The following is an 18,638-nucleotide window of genomic DNA, read 5'->3' as shown; positions in this document are numbered from 1 at the left end:
GGGGACAGTTTATAAATTCACCATTTTGATGGAAAGAACGGCGGCGTGGGATTTGACCTTCGCCAACACGGCCGCCGGCACATCGCTGTCCACGCTCCACAGGGACACCGCGGTTCCGCCGGGCCGGTTGCGGGCGATGTCCATGCCGGCGATGTTCACCCCCGCTTCCGCCAACACCGTGCCCGTGTGGCCCACCACGCCGGGGCGATCCTCGTTGCACAGCACCATCAAATGCCCCTGGGGGTTGACATCCACGGGCAAGCCGTCGATGCGGACGAACCGCAAATCCCCTCGGCCGTACACCGTTCCCGCGAGTTGGTGCTGGGTTTTGTCGGTGGCGGCCTCCATTTCCAGGAGGGACGCGTAATCCCGCGCCTCGGTCGCCACTTGCTCTTGAATCTGAAGGCCGCGCTTTTGGGCCAAGGCCAAGGCGTTCACCGGGGTGGCCGCTTCCCCCAAACCGGTCAAGAAACCCGCCACCGCCGTGGCGGTGTAAAGGGCCGGATTGACCCGCCCCAGTTCGCCGGAATAGGCCACGGTGATCCGCTGCGGTGTCCCCTCGGACATCTGCGCCAAAAAAAGGCCTTGTTTGTACGCCAGCCCGACGAAGGCCAACAACTGCGCTTGCCCCGCCACGTCCAGGGGCGGCAAATTGACCGCCTGTCGCGCGAAACCATTGACGAAAAACTCCACCATGCCCTGGGCCAATTCGGCGGCCACTTTCACTTGCGCTTCTTCCGTGGAGGCGCCGAGGTGGGGCGTCAGGATGATCTCGGGGCGTTTGAGGAGCGGAGAGGCGGGGTCGAGGGGTTCTTTCTCAAACACGTCGAGCGCGGCGCCCTTGACGTGCCCTTTTTCAACGAAAGCGAGCAGGGCTTTTTCGTCCACAATCCCCCCCCGGGCGCAATTGATGACGCGCACGCCTTTTTTCGTTTTGGCGAGGGTTTTCTCGTTGATCAATCCCTTGGTCTGCTCCGAAAGCGGCACGTGAAGGGTGATGAAATCCGCCTCGGCCAAAAGCTTGTCGAGCGGGACGAACTCCACCCCGGCGCGGCGGCACCAGCTTTCATCCCCCATGGGGTCGAAGGCCACGACGCGCATTTGCAAGCCCATGCCCCGGGTGGCCACTTCGCGGCCGATGCGCCCGAGGCCGACCACGCCCAAGGTTTTTCCGGTGATTTCCTGTCCGACGAACTTCGCGCGTTCCCATTTGCCGGCGTGGGTGGAGGCGTCGGCTTGGGGCGTGTTGCGCGCCAGGGCGAACAGGAGCGCCAGGCTCTGCTCCGCGGCGGAAATCGTGTTGCCGCCGGGGACGTTGGCCACCACGATGCCCTGGCGGGAGGCCGCGGCCAAGTCGATGTTGTCGACGCCGGTGCCGGCGCGGCCGATGAAACGAAGCTTGGGCGCCGCGGCGATGACGTCGGCGGTCACTTTGGTTTCCGAGCGAACCAGCAAGGCCTCCGCGCCCGCGATTTCCTTCAACAAATCGGGGCCTTTAAGGCCGGTCTTGTAGACAACGTGAAAACGCGCGTCTTGGCGCAGAGGGGCCAACCCTTCTTCGGAAACGGGATCGCTCACAAGAACTTGAATCGGCATGGGGAACTCCTAGGCGGTTTTGGAAACGTCCGCGAACACGCGGCGGGGCGGGCGGGTCCCGTTGACAGCGTCGGCGTCGATGACGACTTGACGCAGCCCCGTTTGCTCGGGCAATTCGTACATGGTGTCCAACAAAAGGCTTTCCAGAATCGAGCGCAACCCCCGCGCTCCCGATCCGCGCACCAGGGCCCGTTGGGCGATGGCCGCCAGGGCGTCGGGCTCAAAGTGGAGCTCCACCCCTTCCAGGGAAAACATTTTTTGGTACTGCTTCACGAGGGCGTTCCGGGGGCGGGTCAAAACATCCACCAAGGCCTTTTGGTCCAGGCTGTCGAGCGTGGTCAAAACCGGCAGTCGCCCCACCAGTTCGGGGATGAGACCGTATTGAATCAAGTCTTCGGGTTGCACCCGGCGCAAAATGTCGCCGATGTCCAGGCGCTTTTTGGGTTTGGGGTCGACCCCGAACCCCACGCCGAACTCCCCCAACCGACGCTCGATCACTTCGTGCAGCCCCTCGAAGGCGCCGCCGCAAATAAAGAGGATGTTGGTGGTGTCGACCCGGATGTATTCCTGCTGGGGGTGCTTGCGGCCCCCCTGGGGCGGGACAGCGGCGACGGTGCCTTCCAGGATTTTCAGAAGGGCTTGTTGCACGCCTTCCCCCGAAACGTCGCGGGTGATCGACGGGGAATCGGTTTTGCGTGACGTCTTGTCGATTTCATCGACATAGACGATGCCCCGTTCGGCGCGTTTCACATCGTAGTTGGCGTTTTGGAGGAGCCGAAGGATGATGTTCTCCACGTCCTCCCCCACGTAACCGGCCTCGGTCAGGGTGGTCGCGTCGGCGATGGCGAAGGGGACGTGCAAAAGGCGCGCGAGGGTTTGCGCCATCAAGGTCTTCCCGGTCCCCGTGGGTCCGATGAAAAGCACGTTGGATTTCTGGAGTTCCACTTCCCCCTGGCTGTTCTTGCCCCCCAGGTCGATGCGGCGGTAGTGGTTGTAAACGGCCACGGAGAGGATGCGCTTGGCCGTTTCCTGCCCGATGACGTAGTCGTCCAGCACGGCCTTGATTTCCGATGGTTTCGGCAGGGTCCGCTGGGTTCGGCGCTCTTCTTCCTCGGTCAGCCGATTGAGCAACGCGTTCGAGTTGCGGACGCAATCCTCACAAATATAGACGCCCTGCCCGCCGATCAGGCGCAGGCCTTCCCGCCGGCTTTTGGAACAGAATACGCATTGCAGCGCTTCCCTTCCTTCTTTTTCGCCGGGACCGGCCATGGGTTATTTCGCGCGGGGGACGAACACTTCGTCGATCAACCCGTAGGCCTTCGCGTCGTTGGCGGACATGTAAAAGTTGCGTTCGCAGTCCGCGCGGACCTTTTCGATGGGCTGTTCGCAGTGCTTGGCCAAGATCTCGGTCAAACGCACCTTCGTGTTTTCCAATTCCTTGGCTTCGATGCCGATGTCCGTCACTTGACCCGAAATTCCCTCGCCGTAAATCAGCGGCTGGTGAATCATGATGCGCGAGTTGGGCAGGGCGTATCGTTTTCCCTTGCGGCCCGCGCCCAGAAGGAGGGCGCCGAACGACATCGCCATGCCCAGGCAGATCGTCGTGATCGGGGCTTTGATGTACTGCATCGTGTCGTACACCGCCAACCCCGCCGTGACCATGCCGCCCGGGGAATTGATGTACAGGTTGATCTCCCGCTCCGGGTCCTCGGCTTCGAGATAAAGCAGTTGGGCGATGATGACGTTGGCCGAGTCGGTGTCGATGGCCCCGCCGTAGCCGCCGATGAAAATGATGCGGTCCTTCAGCAGGCGGGAGTAAATGTCGTACCCCACGGCCGCGCCCTGGTTCCAGCGCTCAATGATGGTCGGGATGATCGAAGGCATGTTGTCTCCTTTGGGTCAGCCGCGGTTAAGCGGCGGGTTCCGTGACTTTCGCGTTCTGGATCAAGAAATCAAACAGGCGTTCCTCGCGCAGTTGGGCGCGCAGGGTGTCTCGACGCCCGTCCATCCATTTTTCGGCGTCGGACCGTCGTTCCGGCGCGATCGAATCGACGATTTTCCGCACCTGTACTTCCACGTCCGAATCGCTGACCGTCAATTTCTCCTCTTCGATGATTTTCCCGAGGATGTAGGAAAGCCGCACCTGGCGTTCCGCCTCGGGGCGATTGCGCTCGAGCATCTTGTCCTGGTTGGTTTTCCATTCCTCCTCCGAAGCGCCCTGCTCTCGAAGGAAATGCTTGAGCTGTTCGGTCAAATGCTTGGTCCGCTCCTCCACTTGCGAGGCGGGCACGGGGAAGAGGTTGCGTTGCAAAAGGCCGTCGATCAGCTGTTTTTCCAGGTCCTGCCGCTGGGCCCGCGTTTGCGTGGCCTCGAGGTCCTTGCGGATTTTGGTTTTCAATTCGTCCAAGGAGGCCGCCCCCACATCCTTGGCGAAATCGTCGTCCAAAGGCGGGATGGATTTTTCCTTGATGGCGGTAACGGTCACTTTGAATTGCACGGTTTTTCCCGCCAGGGTTTTTTGCGGGTGGTTCTCCGGAAACTCCACGGGGATCTCCCGGGTCTCCCCGTCCTTCGCGCCGATCAGCCCCTCCGAGAACCCTTTGACGTTCTGGGCCGCGGACATTTCGATCAACTGATCCTTGGCCTTTCCGTTGGCCACGGGGACGCCGTTCAAAAAGCTGTCGTAATCGACCACCGCGAAATGATGGCCGGCGACCGCCGCGTCCTTCGATAAAACGAGTTTGGCGTGCGCGTCGCGCAAATCGCCCAGGCGCTTTTCGAGATCGGCCTCGGTGACGGCCAGGGGTTTCTTTTGAATCGGAAGCCCCTTGTAATCCTTCACCGAAACCTCGGGGACGCATTCCAAAGACACTTCGAATTTGAGGGCTTTGCCCGGCTGGCCGTCGATTTTGTTCACCGAAGGCACCGAAATCAACGGGAGTTTTTCTCCCTCGACGGCTTCGTGGACCGTTTCACGAAGCAAGCGGTCCACGGCGTCTTCCCACGCGGCCTCCGGGAAATTCTTCTTGACGACCTCGAGGGGCACCTTGCCCGCCCGGAACCCCGGCATTTTGACCTTGGCGCGCACCCGCGCAAAGGATTCTTCCAGCGCCGCCTCCACGCGGTCGGCCGGCACCTCCACCGACAATTCGGCGGTGCACCCCTTGCGGTCCTTGACTTTGACCTTCAAATCCCCGAGGGGCTTTTCTTTAAGGGCGGTTCGCTCCGCGCCGTTTTTCGCGTTTGTTTCGTTCTTTCCTTTTTTCTTCCAACCGAACATAGTTAAACTCCCACGAATGAAGTGCGAGGAGAGGGACTTCTCTTCCTCCGTCGCTTTGCTCCTCCTCCAGAGCCCGCCGCCCTCACTTTTTCCGCCATTCATGGCGGCGTTCGGGTCGGCTTCAAGCCCCGGACATTAAAAATATGCGAGGAGAGGGACTTGAACCCACACGCCTTTCGGCATACGGTCCTAAGCCGTACGCGTCTGCCAATTCCGCCATCCTCGCTAATTTATTAAAACCTGGGCCAGGAGAGACTCGAACTCTCAGCCTCGCGCTTAAGAGGCGCTTGCTCCACCGTTGAGCTACTGGCCCGAATCGCGCTCAGTACAAAAATCCCGCGCATTAATGAAAAAAACCGCGCCCGGCAGGACTTGAACCTGCAGCCCTCTGCTCCGAAGGCAGATGCTCTATCCAATTGAGCTACGGGCGCAAAGAAAGGTACATCCGGTTTCCGGGCTAACGCCCTCCAACCATTTCCTCGGCTCCGATGTCCCGGTCATGGTTTCCGGGCTAACGCCCTCCAACCATTTCCTCGGCTCCGATGTCCCGGTCATGGTTTCCGGGCTAACGCCCTCCAACCATTTCCTCGGCTCCGATGTCCCGGTCATGGTTTCCGGGCTAACGCCCTCCAACCATTTCCTCGGCTCCGATGTCCCGGTCATGGTTTCCGGGCTAACGCCCTCCAACCATTTCCTCGGCTCCGATGTCCCGGTCATGGTTTCCGGCTAACGCCCTCCAACCCTCGGCTCCGATGTCCCGGTCATGGTTTCCGGGCTAACGCCCTCCAACCATTTCCTCGGCTCCCACGCCTCGGTCACAATTGAGCTGCGGGCGCAAAGGATGGGCCCGGAATATAAAAACCCCCGGCTGTTAAGGTCGGGGGTTTTGCCCGTTTCTTCATTATACAAAAAACTAATCGATCGTCATCCGCAAACGAGCCGCCAGCCTTTCAAAGGAGCGGTTTTCGGTGGTCGAGGGATTCTCGCGCACCCATTCCCTCAGACGAGCTTTCCAAAGGGAGAGAAAATTGTTTTCCACTTCCCACAAATAAACCGGGAGTTCCAATCGGTCCGCCAAAGCCAGCAAGTTGAGGGATTTTTCCGCCCGGTCGCTTCCGGGCTGTGTCATCAGAGCCCCGATATGGCTTTCCAGGCGCTTTTGAACCAACCAGGCGGCGTGGGCCCAATTCAATTGTATGCCGAACCGCTTGGCCTCGTCGTAGACGCTCACCAAGCCCGCTGTTTCCCCCTCGTCTTTTTCGTGGAGGACCATGGCCCGGTGCATGTCTCGACCCAGAACGGCTTCCAACGCCAGCCGAAAGGCGTGGGGCATGGGAAACGCCGATTTCAAGAGATAATTCATCAATTTTTTGTTTTCATCCACCAACAGGCGTGAGATGCCCTCAAAGCGCCCCAATATATCCTCGATAACCGCCCCCAGGATTCGCCGGCGATCCTCCAACAGGAGGTCCTGCAGATCGTACACGTTGGCGTCGTAATGTTCGGAGAACAAGTGGAGGACTTCGGTCAGAGTGCCGGAGGCGTAGCGGTCCCAAATCTGATTTTGGGCGGCGCGCCAGGTCGTCGGATCCGGGGAAGACTTTAAAACGCAATGAAAATCGTGCCCCCCCAAATGCAGCACCGCGTAGGCGGCGTCCAGAGTCTCCCGCGTGATTCGGGACTCGACGCGAATGCGGCCCAGCGAGAGGGCGGTGCCCGCCGTCCGCTCGGTCCGTTGCTCAAGGAATTCAAAATCAAAGCAGTACACCCGACCCCGGGTTTCCTCAGCGCGCCAAAGGGTTTTCATGGCCTGGTGGGCCGCCACCCGCAGAGGACCGGCCTGAACGGGCTTAACGAAACGTTCGTACACCACGGCGCCGTTGGCCATCTCGGGGATATTGCTTTTCGCCGTCGCCAAGGTGTCGAGAAACGCCTTTTCCAATCCCAGGCCTTCCGGGTACGCGGCCGCCAGTTCCAGAGCCCGCGCCGCGGAAGTCAAAACGGTGGTGCTTTCCAATCCAGAAATTTCATCGAAAAACCACGCGCAGCTCGTAAACATAAGAAGGCGTTGACGTTCCATCTCCAACAACCGAAGAGCGTCCCGCCGCTCTTCCTCCGTCAACCCCGGGCGCGCCTGAGAGTCAAAAAACTCCGCGACCCCGTTCAAACGATGGTTCCACGTCAGGGCGACGGCGGCGTTCCGCGCCGCCCAAGGGTCTTGAAAGTAGCGGGCGCCGTGTTTTTCAAAGACCCGGTCAATGCCTTCCGCGGCCGCATTTAGAGCGTTCCGCAGGGGGGCCCGCCACGCCTGGGTCCAGCCCGCGTGGTGCCCCAGGCGACAGCCGCAATCGGACCGCCACCGTTCCACCCCGTGAGCGCAACTCCAAGACGAATTTTCGTGGATTTCCACTTCCCAATGCGGCGGCGCAACTTCAAGGAATTGTCCGTAATTCGTCAAAACCGCCGACCGGGAGTTTTCGATGCGTTGCAGGGCGAAGGCCAGCGCCATGTCCCCGAACCGGTGGTGATGACCGTAGGATTCCCCGTCGGTGGCGATGTGCATGAGTTGCGCCCCGTCCCGTTGCGGGGAGAAGCCGGACAAGAGACGGTCCGCAAAAACGTCGCCGTTGTTCAAGAGACCCTCGAAAGCCACCGCGTGGGAAATGGGAGAGTCGTAAAAGAAAAGAGCGATGCTCGCCCCCTTGGGCGACCGCCACAAATAAGGCCGGCTGGGGTCGATGCGCCCCCCCGTCACGTCGTGCCAATCCCCCGCGGGGGCGCCCTCCTTGTCCGCGGCGCGCCGCAGCGGGCGCACGCGCCGCGCTTGGGTGGGCGATAAAATCGTGAACTTGATCCCCCGCGCGGCGAGCGTTTCGAGAGTCGCGGAATCCACAGCGGTTTCGGACAGCCAAAGGCCTTCGGCTTTTCGTCCGAAACGGTGTTCAAAATCCGCCAAGCCCCAGGCCACCTGCGTTTCCTTGTCCCGCTGGGACGCGAGGGGCATAATGATGTGGTTGTAAACCTGGGCAAGGGCGTTCCCGTGTCCCCCGCGGGCGCGGACGCTCGCCCGATCCCCTTCCAAAAGGCGGGCGTAAACCTCCGGCGCCCCGCGTTCCATCCACGAAAGCAGGGTCGGACCGAAGTTGAAACTGATTTTCCGGTAATTGTCGACGATGTCGGTGATGCGCCCCCGTACGTCCAAAACGCGCGACGCGGCGTTGGGGGCGTAGCATTCCCGGGTGATGCGCTGGTTCCAATCGTGGTACGGGTGGGCGGAGTCCTGAACTTCGATGTCCTCCAGCCAGGGGTTCTCGCGGGGGGGCTGGTAAAAATGGCCGTGAACGCACAGGTAGCGCATGGAGGACGCCTGGCTTATCGTTTCAAGTGGGCCCATTTGCTGCGGCCCCGCCCCACGACCACGATCCCGGATTTGTCGACATGGAATCCCGACGTCTGGTCCTGTTCCGGGTTTTGGCCGATGAAGGTGTTGTCGGGGAATTGGTTAAACCGGTCGGCCACCACTTTACGAAAGCGGCAGTCCCGCCCCACGTGGCAGAAATCCATCAGGACGCTGTCCTCGATCACCGCCCCGGGCTCGATCACCACGCCCCGGCCGATGATGGAGTGCCGAACGAAGGCCCCGTTGATCACCACGCCTTCGCTCAAAATACTGTCTTCCACCTGGCGCCCCAGGATCCGCGACGGCGGCCCGTTGTAGCGCCCGGCCATGATCGGCCAATCGTCGTTGTTCAAATCGAACCGCGGCTTTTCCCCCAACAAGTCCATGTGCGCCGACCAATAAGCTTCGATGTTCCCCACGTCGCGCCAGTACCCCGGCTCTTCGTACTCTTTTTGACCCGGCAGGGGCGCCGTTCGGAAATTGTAGGCGAACACGCGACAGCGTTCCAGGATGCCCGGAAGGATCGACTTGCCGAAATCGTGGGCGGAATCCTTTTTGATGTCCTCGGTCAAAACCTCCTCGAGGACGTCCCGGTTGAAAATATAATTACCCATGGACGAGTACGCCCGGTCGGGGTCCCCGGGCATCGCCCGCGGGTTTTTCGGCTTTTCGTCGAACTCGGTCACGCGCCCGGATTTGGTCACATTGAGAATGCCGAACGACTTGGCTTCGTCCAACGGGACCGGAAGGGCCGAAATCGTGACGTGCGCTTGTTTTTCAACGTGATAGGCCAGCATCTGGCTGATGTCCATGCGGTAAATGTGGTCGGCCCCGAACACCGCCACGTAATCGGGGTCGAAGTCGCGGATGAGGTTGAGATTTTGCGTGACGGCGTCGGCGGTTCCGCGGTACCACATTTCCCCCATGCGCATTTGGGGCGGCACCACGGTGATGAAGTGGTCGGGGGTCAAGCCGCGGTTGGACCAGGAAATCCGCAAATAATCGATCAGGGATTGCGACAGGTACTGCACCAAGACATAGACGGAGAAAATGCCGGAATTCACGAAGTTGCTGAGGACGAAATCCACGATCCGGTATTTGCCGCCGAAGGGCACCGCCGGTTTCCCGCGTTCGGTGGTCAACGGCACAAGCCGCTCGCCTTTGCCTCCCGCCATGATGATTCCGAGAATTTTGGAACGGATCATAGACCGGTCCCCCTTTCGGCCTCACGATACACTATTTGTTCCGCGCCGACAACGCGGATCCAATCGCGCAGGGCCCTGGGCCACGGGGCTTCCACCGCCGGAGGGAAGGCGGGTTCCCCCGGCAACGACAACCGCCAGGCGTGCAACATCAGGCGGGGCGCGCCCCCGATGGGCCGCGGCGCGGGACCGTAAAGGGGGTCGCCGTCCACGGGCGCCCCGGCGAATGCCATATGCGCCCGGATTTGGTGCCGTCGACCGGTCACGGGCGTCACGGTCAAAACCCGCGCGCCGTTGCCGGCGCTCAAAACCGCGTACCGCGTTTCCGAAGGTTTGCCCCGGGGGTCCACGCCCATCCGTCCGGACCCGAACTCCCGCAGGGGTTGAACCACCGCGCCGACCAAGGGCAATTCCCCCCGAACGATCGCCAGGTAGGATTTCTGAACCCGCCGGTTTACAAAAGCCGCGTTCCAACGTCGATGGGCGGCGGGGTTTTTGGCGAAAACCAAGACCCCGCTGGTGTCCCGGTCCAAACGGTGCACCACCCACACGCGTCCCCGCAACGCGGACCACTCGTCCCGTAAACAGGCGGGCGCGCGGGGGTCCCGGGACGGGATCACGTCCCGTCCCGCGGGTTTGTCGATCACGAGGAGGTCCTCGTTTTCCAGGAGAACGGCGCCGGGAGTCAAGAGGCGAGGGATTGTACGGGGTCGCGCGGCCCCACCACCGATCCCAGGGCGATGGGGTCCGTGAATCCGGCGAACACGGAGGCGGGCAAGGTTTCAATGAAAAAATCGTTTTGAACAAGCCGCGCCGTTTCGGGGCCCACCAAAATGTCCCCGGGTCGCGCGGCCTTTTCCATTCGCGCGGCCAGATTGACGGGCGATCCGATCACGCTGTATTCCGTCCGGTCCTTGGCGCCCAGGCAACCGGCCACGACTTCGCCGGTGTTGATGGCGAACCCCAATTGCAAATCGGCCTCCGGGGAAAGGAAATGCAACAGGGTTCGCGCCTTGTGGGCCGCCCAAACGGCGTCGAGGGCGTGCCGGGGGTTGGGCTGGGGCGCGCCGAAAACGGCCATCAAACCGTCCCCCAAAAACTTGTTGACCACCCCGCCGTTTTCCTGCACGGCGCCCACCAGAAGTTCAAAGTACTGGTTCAAGGTGCCGACCGCCTCTTCCGGGGACACCTTGGCCGCGTACGGTGTGAAACCCCGCACGTCGACGAACATCACCGTCACCACCCGGCGGTCCCCCCGCGTGCGAAAATCGTCGGGGTGCTCGGTCACGAACTTGACCACCTCCGGCGTCGTGAATTGGCCGAGGAGATCGCGGACTTTTTGCATCCGGGACAGTTCGTTGTAAGCGCGGCTCAACTCTTCTTTTAAAGCGCGCTCCCGCTCCAATTCCTTGGAAAGCCGCCGCCGTTGGGCGCAACGATCCACCGCCAACCGCAGCGTGTCGGGCGAAAAGGGTTTCACCAAATAATCGTACGCGCCCGCCCGCACGGCGTGAATGGCCGTGGACATATCGGGGAAAGCGGTCATGATCACCACGTCGGCCGCGGTCGATCGCCGAACCTCCTGGGTGACCTGAACCCCGTTGAGACCCCCGGGCATGTCCAAATCCGTCACGACGATCTCGAAGCCCTCGGGCAAGCGGGTCAGCGCCGCCTCGCCGGAATCGACCGTGGACACCTCGTAACCGGCTTCAGCCAACACGCGCGCGGCGAAATCCCGCGCCGACCTGTCGTCGTCCACCACCAAAACTTTCATGCCCCCTCCGGGCGCGGGCCGCCGTCGAGGATGGTCCGCGCCTTTTGAAGCAAATCCCGGGGGCGAAACGGCTTGGGCAAAAAGGTCGCCCCGGCGTCTTTCAAAACACTCGTGCGGGCGTCCTCTCCCATGTAGCCGGAGATATAGACCACTTTCACCCCCGGCCGTTTTTCCGTTAATATTTTGGCCAGATCCGGACCGCTCAGACCGTGCATCACGACATCGGTGATCAACAAATCCACGGCGAAATTGGGGTCTTCGGTCAGCCGGAGGGCCTCCTCGCCGTTGGCGGCCTCGGTCACGCGGTACCCCCCCTGGCGAAGAACGCGGGCCGCCATGACCCGAACCGCCCGATCGTCCTCGGCCAAAAGAACGCGCTCGTTCCCGCGGAAAAACGCGTCGTCGCTTTGCAGAGCGGTCGCCGCGGGGGCCGGCGCGTCGTCCACGCGCGGGAAATACAGACGAAACGCGGTTCCCTGCCCCGGGATGGTGGTGAGACGAATGTGCGCCCCCGCCTGTTGCAAGATGCCGTAGACGGTGGACAACCCCAGGCCCGTGCCCCGTCGCTTGTCCTTGGTGGTGAAAAACGGCTCGAACAGGTGTTCGGCCACCGCGGGGTCCATGCCGCAGCCGGTGTCGGTGACCGTGAGCAGGGCGTAATCGCCGGCGGGGGCCTCGGCCTCGGGCCCCAAGGACACGTTGGCCGTTTCCAAAATCAGGGTTCCGCCCTGGGGCATGGCTTCCCGGGCGTTGACGCTTAAATTCATAATCACTTGCTCGATTTGGCCCACATCCGCCCGGGTCCGGTGCAGTTCCGGAGCCAAGACCGTTTTGAGGGCAATGTCTTCCCCGATCAGCCGGCGCAGCATTTTCTCCACCCGGCCCACCACCGTGTTCACGTCCATCACCGTCGGTTGGGTGATTTGCCGTCGGGAAAAAGCGAGCAATTGTTGGGTCAGGGCCGCCGCCCGGGCGGCGGTGTCCTTGATTTCCTCCACGTCCGCGCGTCGCGGGTCGCCTTCCTCCAAAGCCCGTAGAAGCAAATCCGAATAACCGTTGATGGCGGTCAGCAAATTGTTGAAATCGTGGGCCACGCCGCCGGCCAACCGCCCCACCGCGTCCATTTTTTGGGCCTGGCGCACCTGGTCCTCCAACTGGCGCCGGTCTTCGATGTCCCGCGCCACGACCACCGCCTGGATCTTGTCGCCCTTTTCATCCACCGCCCAACTGACCACCGATTCGTATTGCCGCCAACGTCCGTCTTGGGTCTTGTAGCGGAACGGCACGGCGTGCCCGTTCCCGGTGGCGGGCAAGTTGCGGAACACCTCGCGCGCCGTGACGGTGTCATCGGGATGAATCAACGCGAAGGCCTTTAACCCGACCAACGCGGCGGGATCGTACCCCAGACTTTGGCGGAATGACGGGCTGACGTAGGTGAATTGCCCCTGGGCGTCCAAAATGTAAATCAAATCCCGGGTGTGTTCGGCGATAGTCCGATATTGCCGTTCCTGCTCCCGCAGGGTTCCCTCGGTTTGAGCGATCTGTTGTTCCGCGGCCCGGTTTTTCAGGGCGTTGAGGACGGCGGACGGCAAACGTTTGAGGGTCGATTTCATGATGTAATCGTCGGCACCGCGTTTCATGCACTCCACGGCGATTTCCTCCGACTGCGCGCCGGTCACCAGGATAAACGGCACCGCGCTTTCGTACCGTCTCAGGATGCCGATGGCCTCCAAAGCGTCAAACTCGGGCAAGGAGAAATCGGACAGGACGATGTCGGGTTTAAAGGACCGCAAAGCTTTCAAAAAATCTTCCCGCGTCGTCACGTTTTGGGATTCGAACAGGATCTTGGCGTTCTTCAATTCGTGCTCGATAAGCTCCCGATCTTCGGGCCGGTCCTCCACCATCAAGACGCGGGTCGGTGCGCTCACAGGGGCCCCACCGGCAACGTGACGGTGAACGTCGCCCCTTCCTGGGGTTGGCTCTCGGCCACGATCGTTCCCCCGTGCTTGACCACCACCCGTTGAGCGATCGCCAATCCCACGCCGGTTCCTTCAAATTCCTGGGCGGAATGGAGGCGTTGGAAAGGTTGGAAGAGACGCCGCTGGTGGTTCGAGTCAAAGCCGACGCCGTTGTCCCGCACCACGTAACGGGTCGTCCCGTCCACTTTTTCCCCCGCGATTCGCACAAGGGGGTTGACGGTCTGGCGCGTGAATTTGAGGGCGTTCGTGAGCAAGTTGTAAAACACCTGCCGCAACATGCCGGCGTCGCCCCAGGCGGCCGGCAGCGGGCCGATGTCCCAAGTGACCGTGCGATCGGGTTGCATCGTGGTGAACTCCAGTTTCAAATCCCGAATCAGTTCGTCCATGTCGATGGAACCGGGCATCACGCTTTGCCGCCCCAATTTCGAGTAAACCATCAAATCATCGATCAAAACCGCCATGTGTTTGGTGTTTTTGACCACGACCCCGAGCAAGCGTCGCCCCTCGGGTGTCAAACCCGCGGCGTGTTCGTTTAAAAGGATTTGCGAAAATCCGTCAATGGCCCGGAGCGGCGCCCGCAAATCGTGCGACACCGAGTACCCGAAAGTTTCCAATTCTTTGTTGGTTTCTTCCAATTCCCGGGTCCGCTCCTTCACTTGCTCCTCCAAACTTCCGCGGGCGGCGGCGAGGGAGCGCTCCCGCTCCCCGATGTTCTCGGCCATGACATCGATGGCCCGCGCCAAGCGCCCCAACTCTCCCGGCTCGTCCCGAATGCCCGTGCGGGCCGTCATGTCCCCCCGACTCACCCGCTCCGTGGCCACGATCAGGTTGCCGACGTGGCGGGTGAGGAACAAATGCCCGGCGACAGACACGAAAAAACCGGCGAACATCAACGCCGAGACCATCGACAGGACGCCCCCGATCATTTGCCGGTGCTGGGGCCGATGGAGCACCTCCAAAGAAACGTCGTAAACAACCGACAAGCCGGGGTTCGGCCACAACCGCAGTAAACTTCGGCCAAACAAATGTACGCCGTCTTCCACGACCAATTTCGGCTCCTGGTTGTTTTCAAACAAGCGCAATGTTTTTTCCGGCCAGGGGGGCGTTGTGCCCGGGACCAGGACGGGATCGGTGGACGCCAGAAGGCGCCCCTGCCGGTCCAATAAAATCAACCGCCCCCCCGCGAGCCGGGCGAAGGATTTTGTGTCGAAACCCAAGCCGCGCAAATCCAGGGAAGCAAAAATCAGCCGGGACGCTCGGCCCCCGGAACCGACGACGGGATAAACGCAATGAATCACCGACCGTCCCGTGAGAGTGTCGTTTTGGAAGTCCCCCACCGCGAACCCGTTGCTGAAAAGGGCCCTTTGGTGCTCGATCGGCACCCCCCGGCCCAGGCGATCCAACCGAGCCACCGCGCTGGCCAAAAGCGCGCCCTTGGCGTCGGTCAACCCCACGTTGACAAAACGCGGATGAAGGGGTTGCAACGAACGCAAAAGCTTTTCCGCTTCGACCCGCCCCCCCCGGCGCAACCCATCGATTTGCGCGTAGGTCATTAAAACTTGGCGGGTGGTGTCCAAGATTTTTTCGTATTCGGCGGCGGCCATTTCGGCCGCAATCAAGGAGAGGCCGCGGGCCTCTTCTAAATCCGTTTTTTCACGCCGGAAGTGCTCGTTGACGATCAGCCCCACCGCCGGTCCGATGGACAGGAAAAAGATAAACAACAGGCGCCCGCGCAAGCCCACGCGGAAAAGCCAGGGCCGAAGACGACTGTCGATGGCCAAAAAGAGGTGGGCCATCCGTTTGAACAGGGAAGGGCGGACGTTCGAACGACCGGGCGGGTGTTGGAACGAAGGGGCGGGAAGAGGTGACGGGGTGTCCATGGCCACGCTTATCTATACCCCCGGATCGGGGGGCTGTCAAGTTGGGAAATCGCCGAAGTTAAGGACGGAAAACTTTAAACACGGGGGCCTTTTTGATCAACCCCCGGCGGGCGGCGAGACGGTAGAGCGTCCGCAGGGCCCGCACGCCTTCCGCGCCCATGTCCAGGGTGTCCCGGTTGACGTACATTTTCACAAATTTCGCCCCCACGTCGGCCCCGATGCCGCGACCAAATTTCAGCGCGTAACGCACGGCCTCTTTTTGGTTTTTGTACGCGTGGCGGATGCTGGCGTGCAACAACCGGGCCAACCCACGGGCGACGGCGGGACCCAAATCCTTTCGGACCACATCCAAACCCAGGGGAATGGGCAACCCCGTTTCACGGTGCCACCAGCGGCCCAAATCGAGGACCAGTTCGGTGCCGTGGCGGGCGTAGGTCAGTTGCCCTTCGTGGATGATCAACCCCGCGTCCACCCGCCCGCGCCGCACGTCGTCCAATATTTTGTCGAAGGGGCGGTCCACGGCCGTGAAGCCCGGTCGCGCCAAACGCAAAAGGAGGAGGGCGGTGGTTTGGGGCCCCGGGGTGGCGATCCGCAGACCGCTCCAATCGTCACCGGCCAGTCGCGCCCGGTTTTTGGGCAGGCAAACGACCCGGGGGCCGTATTTTCGCCCCACCGAGGCGCCCACCGACAACGCCCAATAACGGTCCGCCACGTCGGGAAACGCCGCGGCCGAGATCGCCGTGACGTGGTGTTTTCCCCGCGCGGCGTCCCGGTTGAGGGATTGGATGTCCTTCAAAACGTGCTTCACCCGCCACCCCTCGGGCAAGACGCCGCCCTTGACCAACCCGTAAAACATGAACGCGTCGTCGGGGTCGGGGCTGTGGGCGATGGACAGGGGCCGCCGGGCCGAAAACGCCGCGGGCGGGTTCACGGGCGCCGTCCCCGGCCCAAGGCGTCGATGAAAGCCCGCGTGAACGCCGGGAGGTCGTCCGGGGTTCTCGACGTGATCAAATTCCCGTCCACCACGACCGCCTCATCCACCCAGGCGGCGCCCGCGTTTTCCACGTCGGCGCGAATCGCGGAAAAAGACGTCGCTTTTTTCCCCTTCAAAACCCCCGCCGAGGCCAACACCCACCCCGCGTGGCAGATGGCCGCCAAGGGTTTTCCCGCCTGGGCGATGTCGCGGACCAACCGCAAAACCGGCGCGTACCGCCGGAGGAAATCCGGAGCCCATCCGCCGGGCACGATCAATCCGTCCAACTCCGCGGCGCTCACCTCCTCCATCAGCCGATCGGCCGTGGCGGGGTACCCGTATTTTCCTTTGGTCGCCCGCTCCACCGTCCCGATCAACAGCACCTCCGCCCCCTCCTCGCGCAACCGGAGGGCGGGGTACCACACTTCCAGGTCCTGGTAATCTTTTTCGATCAAAATCCCGATTTTCTTCCCTTGGAGACTCACGCTTTTCCCCCGGCCGTGACGTAATTCAAAAAGGTGCGGACGAGGGCCCCGGTCGCGCCCGCCGGCGACAGGGCCGAGCCGACGCCGTTCCAGCCGATGCCCGCCATGTCCAGGTGCGCCCAGGGTTTTTTTCCCGCGAACTCTTTTAAAAACAAACCCCCGATGATCGTGCCGGCCTCCCCGGGGTTTCCGATGTTTTTCACATCGGCGACGTGGCTTTTGATGTGGTCGCGGTAGGATTTTTCCAAGGGCAGGCGCCACACTTTTTCACCCGCGGCGCGCGCCGCGTCGGTCAACCCCTGGGCCAAGGCGTCGTCGTCCGTCATCAGGGCGGCGTAGGCCTTGCCCAGCGCCACCGTGGCCGCGCCGGTCAAGGTGGCCACGTCGATCACCCGGTCCACCGGCAACCGCGCGGCGTAGGACAACGCGTCGGCCAAAATGACCCGTCCCTCGGCGTCGGTGTTCAGTACCTCGATGGTTTTCCCGTTCATCGCCCGCACCACGTCTCCGGGCTTGTAGGCGGCCGGTCCCGGCATGTTTTCCGTCAGGGGCGCCACGCCGTGGACCTCCACGTCGGGCCGCAGCCTTTTCAAGGCCCAAAACACCGCCATCACGATGGCCGCGCCGGCCATGTCGTACTTCATGGTCATCATGCCGTCGGCGGGCTTGAGCGACAACCCGCCGGAATCGAACGTCACGCCTTTCCCGACGAGGGCGATCCGGGAGCGCGCGCGGGCGGGCTTGTAATGCAAATGCACCATCACCGGGGGGTGGGCGCTGCCGCGCCCCACGCCCAACAGGCCCCCCGCGCCCATCCGCTCCAGGGCGGCCTTTTGGAAAATTCTCGTTCGCACCCCGCCGCCGCTTAAAGCGGCCGCCCGACGGGCCAAAACCGCGGGGGTCTTCAAACTGGCCGGGGTGTTGATCAAGTCCCGGGCGAAATCCACGGCGCCCACGACGGTTTCGGCCCGCCGCAGAGCCGCGGTCCGGGCCGCTGTCGCGGGCAGGCGGAAGACCACCGCGCGCGTCCGGGCCTCTTCGTTCCCCCCGCTTTGGTGCCGAAGGAACCGGTAGGCCGCCAAGCGCGCGCCTTCGACGAACTCCCCCACATGGCCGGGCTCGGTCCATTCCGCCGGCCAGGCGACCGCCACGCGGGGCCACCGGGCCTCGCGCCAACGCTGGCAAAGGGCCGCGCCCGCGGACCGGCGCGCCGTGCCGTCCACGGAATCGGGGTCGCCCACGCCGATCCACAGGGTCGTTTCGCCCCCCCGCACACAAAGGATTTCCCCGGCTTTCCCGCGAAACCCGTCCTCCCGCGCCAACGCGAGGGATTTCGCGCCGCCGTCGGTCGTGGCCGCGAGGGCCTGGGGACCGTCCGCGCCCGCCGCGGCGAAACGCGCCACGGGCCCGTCGATCGGTTTGCCGTCGAATCGAAAGGTGATTTTCATTTTTTTTGAATTTCGAAGCGGGTAACGCCGCCCCGTTCCTCCGTGCGGATCAAGGTGTGGTTAAACTCCCGGCACCAGGCGGGAAACTCCCGGGCGGTGACCGGGTCGTCGGAACGCAACACCAACCGCCCGCGGGCGGGCAGTCGCTCCAACGCCAAGGCGGCCCGCAGCGTCGGGAGCGGGCACTTCAAGCCCCGCGCGTCGATTGTTTTTTTAGCGCCGCGGAAAGTCAAACCGCGCCTGGCATTGGACACAGTAGCGCGCGTGCGGGATGGCTTTGAGGCGAAGGGCGGGAATTTTCTTCCGGCAGGCTTCGCACAGACCGTAGACGCCGGTGTTGATTTTGCGGATCGCCGCTTCCACGGCGTCCAGGGTGTTCCGCTCGTTGTCGGACAATTCGAACAGGAGTTCGCGCTCGGAGGACTGCGTCGCGGCGTCGGCCTCATCGCCCACTTCCGCCAGGGGCATCTCGCCGGGCTGGTTTCCTTTCACAACGCGCAAAATATCTTCCCGCATGGCGAGCAGCCGTTTTTCGTAGGCCTGCGTGCCGGGTTGTTTTTTCCTTCGAATCGGGGCCGGGGCGGCCGGTTTTTTCTTTTTTTTCGTGGCCATAAAGTCTCC

General features: G+C 62.4%; 15 protein-coding genes and 3 tRNA genes. All 18 read right to left on the bottom strand.

Annotated elements, in window-relative coordinates; all coding sequences use genetic code 11:
* Positions 1 to 9: 9 nt before the first annotated feature.
* The gene (locus IPI56_05715) at positions 10 to 1,596 is read right to left on the bottom strand and encodes a phosphoglycerate dehydrogenase (protein ID MBK7545231.1); all 1,587 of its coding nucleotides are present in this window, start codon (positions 1,594 to 1,596) and stop codon (positions 10 to 12) included.
* A gap of 9 nt (positions 1,597 to 1,605) precedes the next feature.
* Complete coding sequence (gene clpX, locus IPI56_05710) at positions 1,606 to 2,865, bottom strand: ATP-dependent Clp protease ATP-binding subunit ClpX (protein MBK7545230.1); 1,260 nt, start codon at positions 2,863 to 2,865, stop codon at positions 1,606 to 1,608.
* 3 nt (positions 2,866 to 2,868) lie between these two features.
* Positions 2,869 to 3,480 (bottom strand): ATP-dependent Clp protease proteolytic subunit, encoded by a 612-nt coding sequence (locus IPI56_05705; GenBank protein ID MBK7545229.1) that lies wholly within the window; start codon positions 3,478 to 3,480, stop codon positions 2,869 to 2,871.
* A 25-nt stretch (positions 3,481 to 3,505) separates the two neighbouring features.
* Positions 3,506 to 4,876: a trigger factor gene (tig, locus tag IPI56_05700; GenBank protein MBK7545228.1), complete on the bottom strand. Its 1,371-nt coding sequence runs from the start codon at positions 4,874 to 4,876 to the stop codon at positions 3,506 to 3,508.
* Positions 4,877 to 5,020: 144 nt separating this feature from the next.
* Positions 5,021 to 5,102, bottom strand: a tRNA-Leu gene (locus IPI56_05695).
* Between the two features lie 15 nt (positions 5,103 to 5,117).
* Positions 5,118 to 5,189: transfer RNA gene (locus IPI56_05690), tRNA-Lys, on the bottom strand.
* Between the two features lie 44 nt (positions 5,190 to 5,233).
* Positions 5,234 to 5,307 (bottom strand) — tRNA-Arg (locus tag IPI56_05685).
* A gap of 482 nt (positions 5,308 to 5,789) precedes the next feature.
* On the bottom strand, positions 5,790 to 8,270 hold the full coding sequence (locus IPI56_05680) for a DUF3536 domain-containing protein (GenBank protein MBK7545227.1): 2,481 nt from the start codon (positions 8,268 to 8,270) through the stop codon (positions 5,790 to 5,792).
* Entirely contained in the window at positions 8,249 to 9,481 is a 1,233-nt protein-coding gene (glgC, locus tag IPI56_05675) for a glucose-1-phosphate adenylyltransferase (protein ID MBK7545226.1), read from the bottom strand. Before glgC ends, IPI56_05680 begins: the two co-directional genes overlap by 22 nt.
* Positions 9,478 to 10,167: an RNA pseudouridine synthase gene (locus IPI56_05670; protein ID MBK7545225.1), complete on the bottom strand. Its 690-nt coding sequence runs from the start codon at positions 10,165 to 10,167 to the stop codon at positions 9,478 to 9,480. The genes glgC and IPI56_05670 overlap by 4 nt, the downstream gene beginning before the upstream one ends.
* Complete coding sequence (locus IPI56_05665) at positions 10,164 to 11,252, bottom strand: response regulator (GenBank protein ID MBK7545224.1); 1,089 nt, start codon at positions 11,250 to 11,252, stop codon at positions 10,164 to 10,166. Before IPI56_05665 ends, IPI56_05670 begins: the two co-directional genes overlap by 4 nt.
* Positions 11,249 to 13,180 (bottom strand): response regulator, encoded by a 1,932-nt coding sequence (locus IPI56_05660; GenBank protein MBK7545223.1) that lies wholly within the window; start codon positions 13,178 to 13,180, stop codon positions 11,249 to 11,251. The genes IPI56_05665 and IPI56_05660 overlap by 4 nt, the downstream gene beginning before the upstream one ends.
* Positions 13,177 to 15,027, bottom strand: coding sequence for a HAMP domain-containing protein (locus IPI56_05655; GenBank protein ID MBK7545222.1), 1,851 nt, complete (start codon positions 15,025 to 15,027; stop codon positions 13,177 to 13,179). Before IPI56_05655 ends, IPI56_05660 begins: the two co-directional genes overlap by 4 nt.
* A gap of 142 nt (positions 15,028 to 15,169) precedes the next feature.
* Positions 15,170 to 15,967, bottom strand: coding sequence for an ABC transporter substrate-binding protein (locus tag IPI56_05650; GenBank protein ID MBK7545221.1), 798 nt, complete (start codon positions 15,965 to 15,967; stop codon positions 15,170 to 15,172).
* Positions 15,968 to 16,038: 71 nt separating this feature from the next.
* Positions 16,039 to 16,569, bottom strand: coding sequence for a type 1 glutamine amidotransferase (locus IPI56_05645; GenBank protein ID MBK7545220.1), 531 nt, complete (start codon positions 16,567 to 16,569; stop codon positions 16,039 to 16,041).
* Positions 16,566 to 18,017 carry a leucyl aminopeptidase gene (locus IPI56_05640; GenBank protein ID MBK7545219.1) on the bottom strand — a complete coding sequence of 484 codons (1,452 nt, stop codon included), beginning with the start codon at positions 18,015 to 18,017 and terminating at the stop codon, positions 16,566 to 16,568. Before IPI56_05640 ends, IPI56_05645 begins: the two co-directional genes overlap by 4 nt.
* Positions 18,014 to 18,271: a sulfurtransferase TusA family protein gene (locus IPI56_05635; GenBank protein MBK7545218.1), complete on the bottom strand. Its 258-nt coding sequence runs from the start codon at positions 18,269 to 18,271 to the stop codon at positions 18,014 to 18,016. The genes IPI56_05640 and IPI56_05635 overlap by 4 nt, the downstream gene beginning before the upstream one ends.
* Positions 18,231 to 18,629 carry a TraR/DksA family transcriptional regulator gene (locus IPI56_05630; GenBank protein ID MBK7545217.1) on the bottom strand — a complete coding sequence of 133 codons (399 nt, stop codon included), beginning with the start codon at positions 18,627 to 18,629 and terminating at the stop codon, positions 18,231 to 18,233. Before IPI56_05630 ends, IPI56_05635 begins: the two co-directional genes overlap by 41 nt.
* Between the last annotated feature and the right edge of the window lie 9 nt (positions 18,630 to 18,638).

It is taken from the genome of Elusimicrobiota bacterium, from assembly GCA_016706425.1.
Taxonomy (GTDB): domain Bacteria; phylum Elusimicrobiota; class Elusimicrobia; order FEN-1173; family FEN-1173; genus JADJJR01.
The sequence above is the reverse complement of the archived record's forward strand: the minus strand, read 5'-3'. Positions and strand labels throughout refer to the sequence as shown.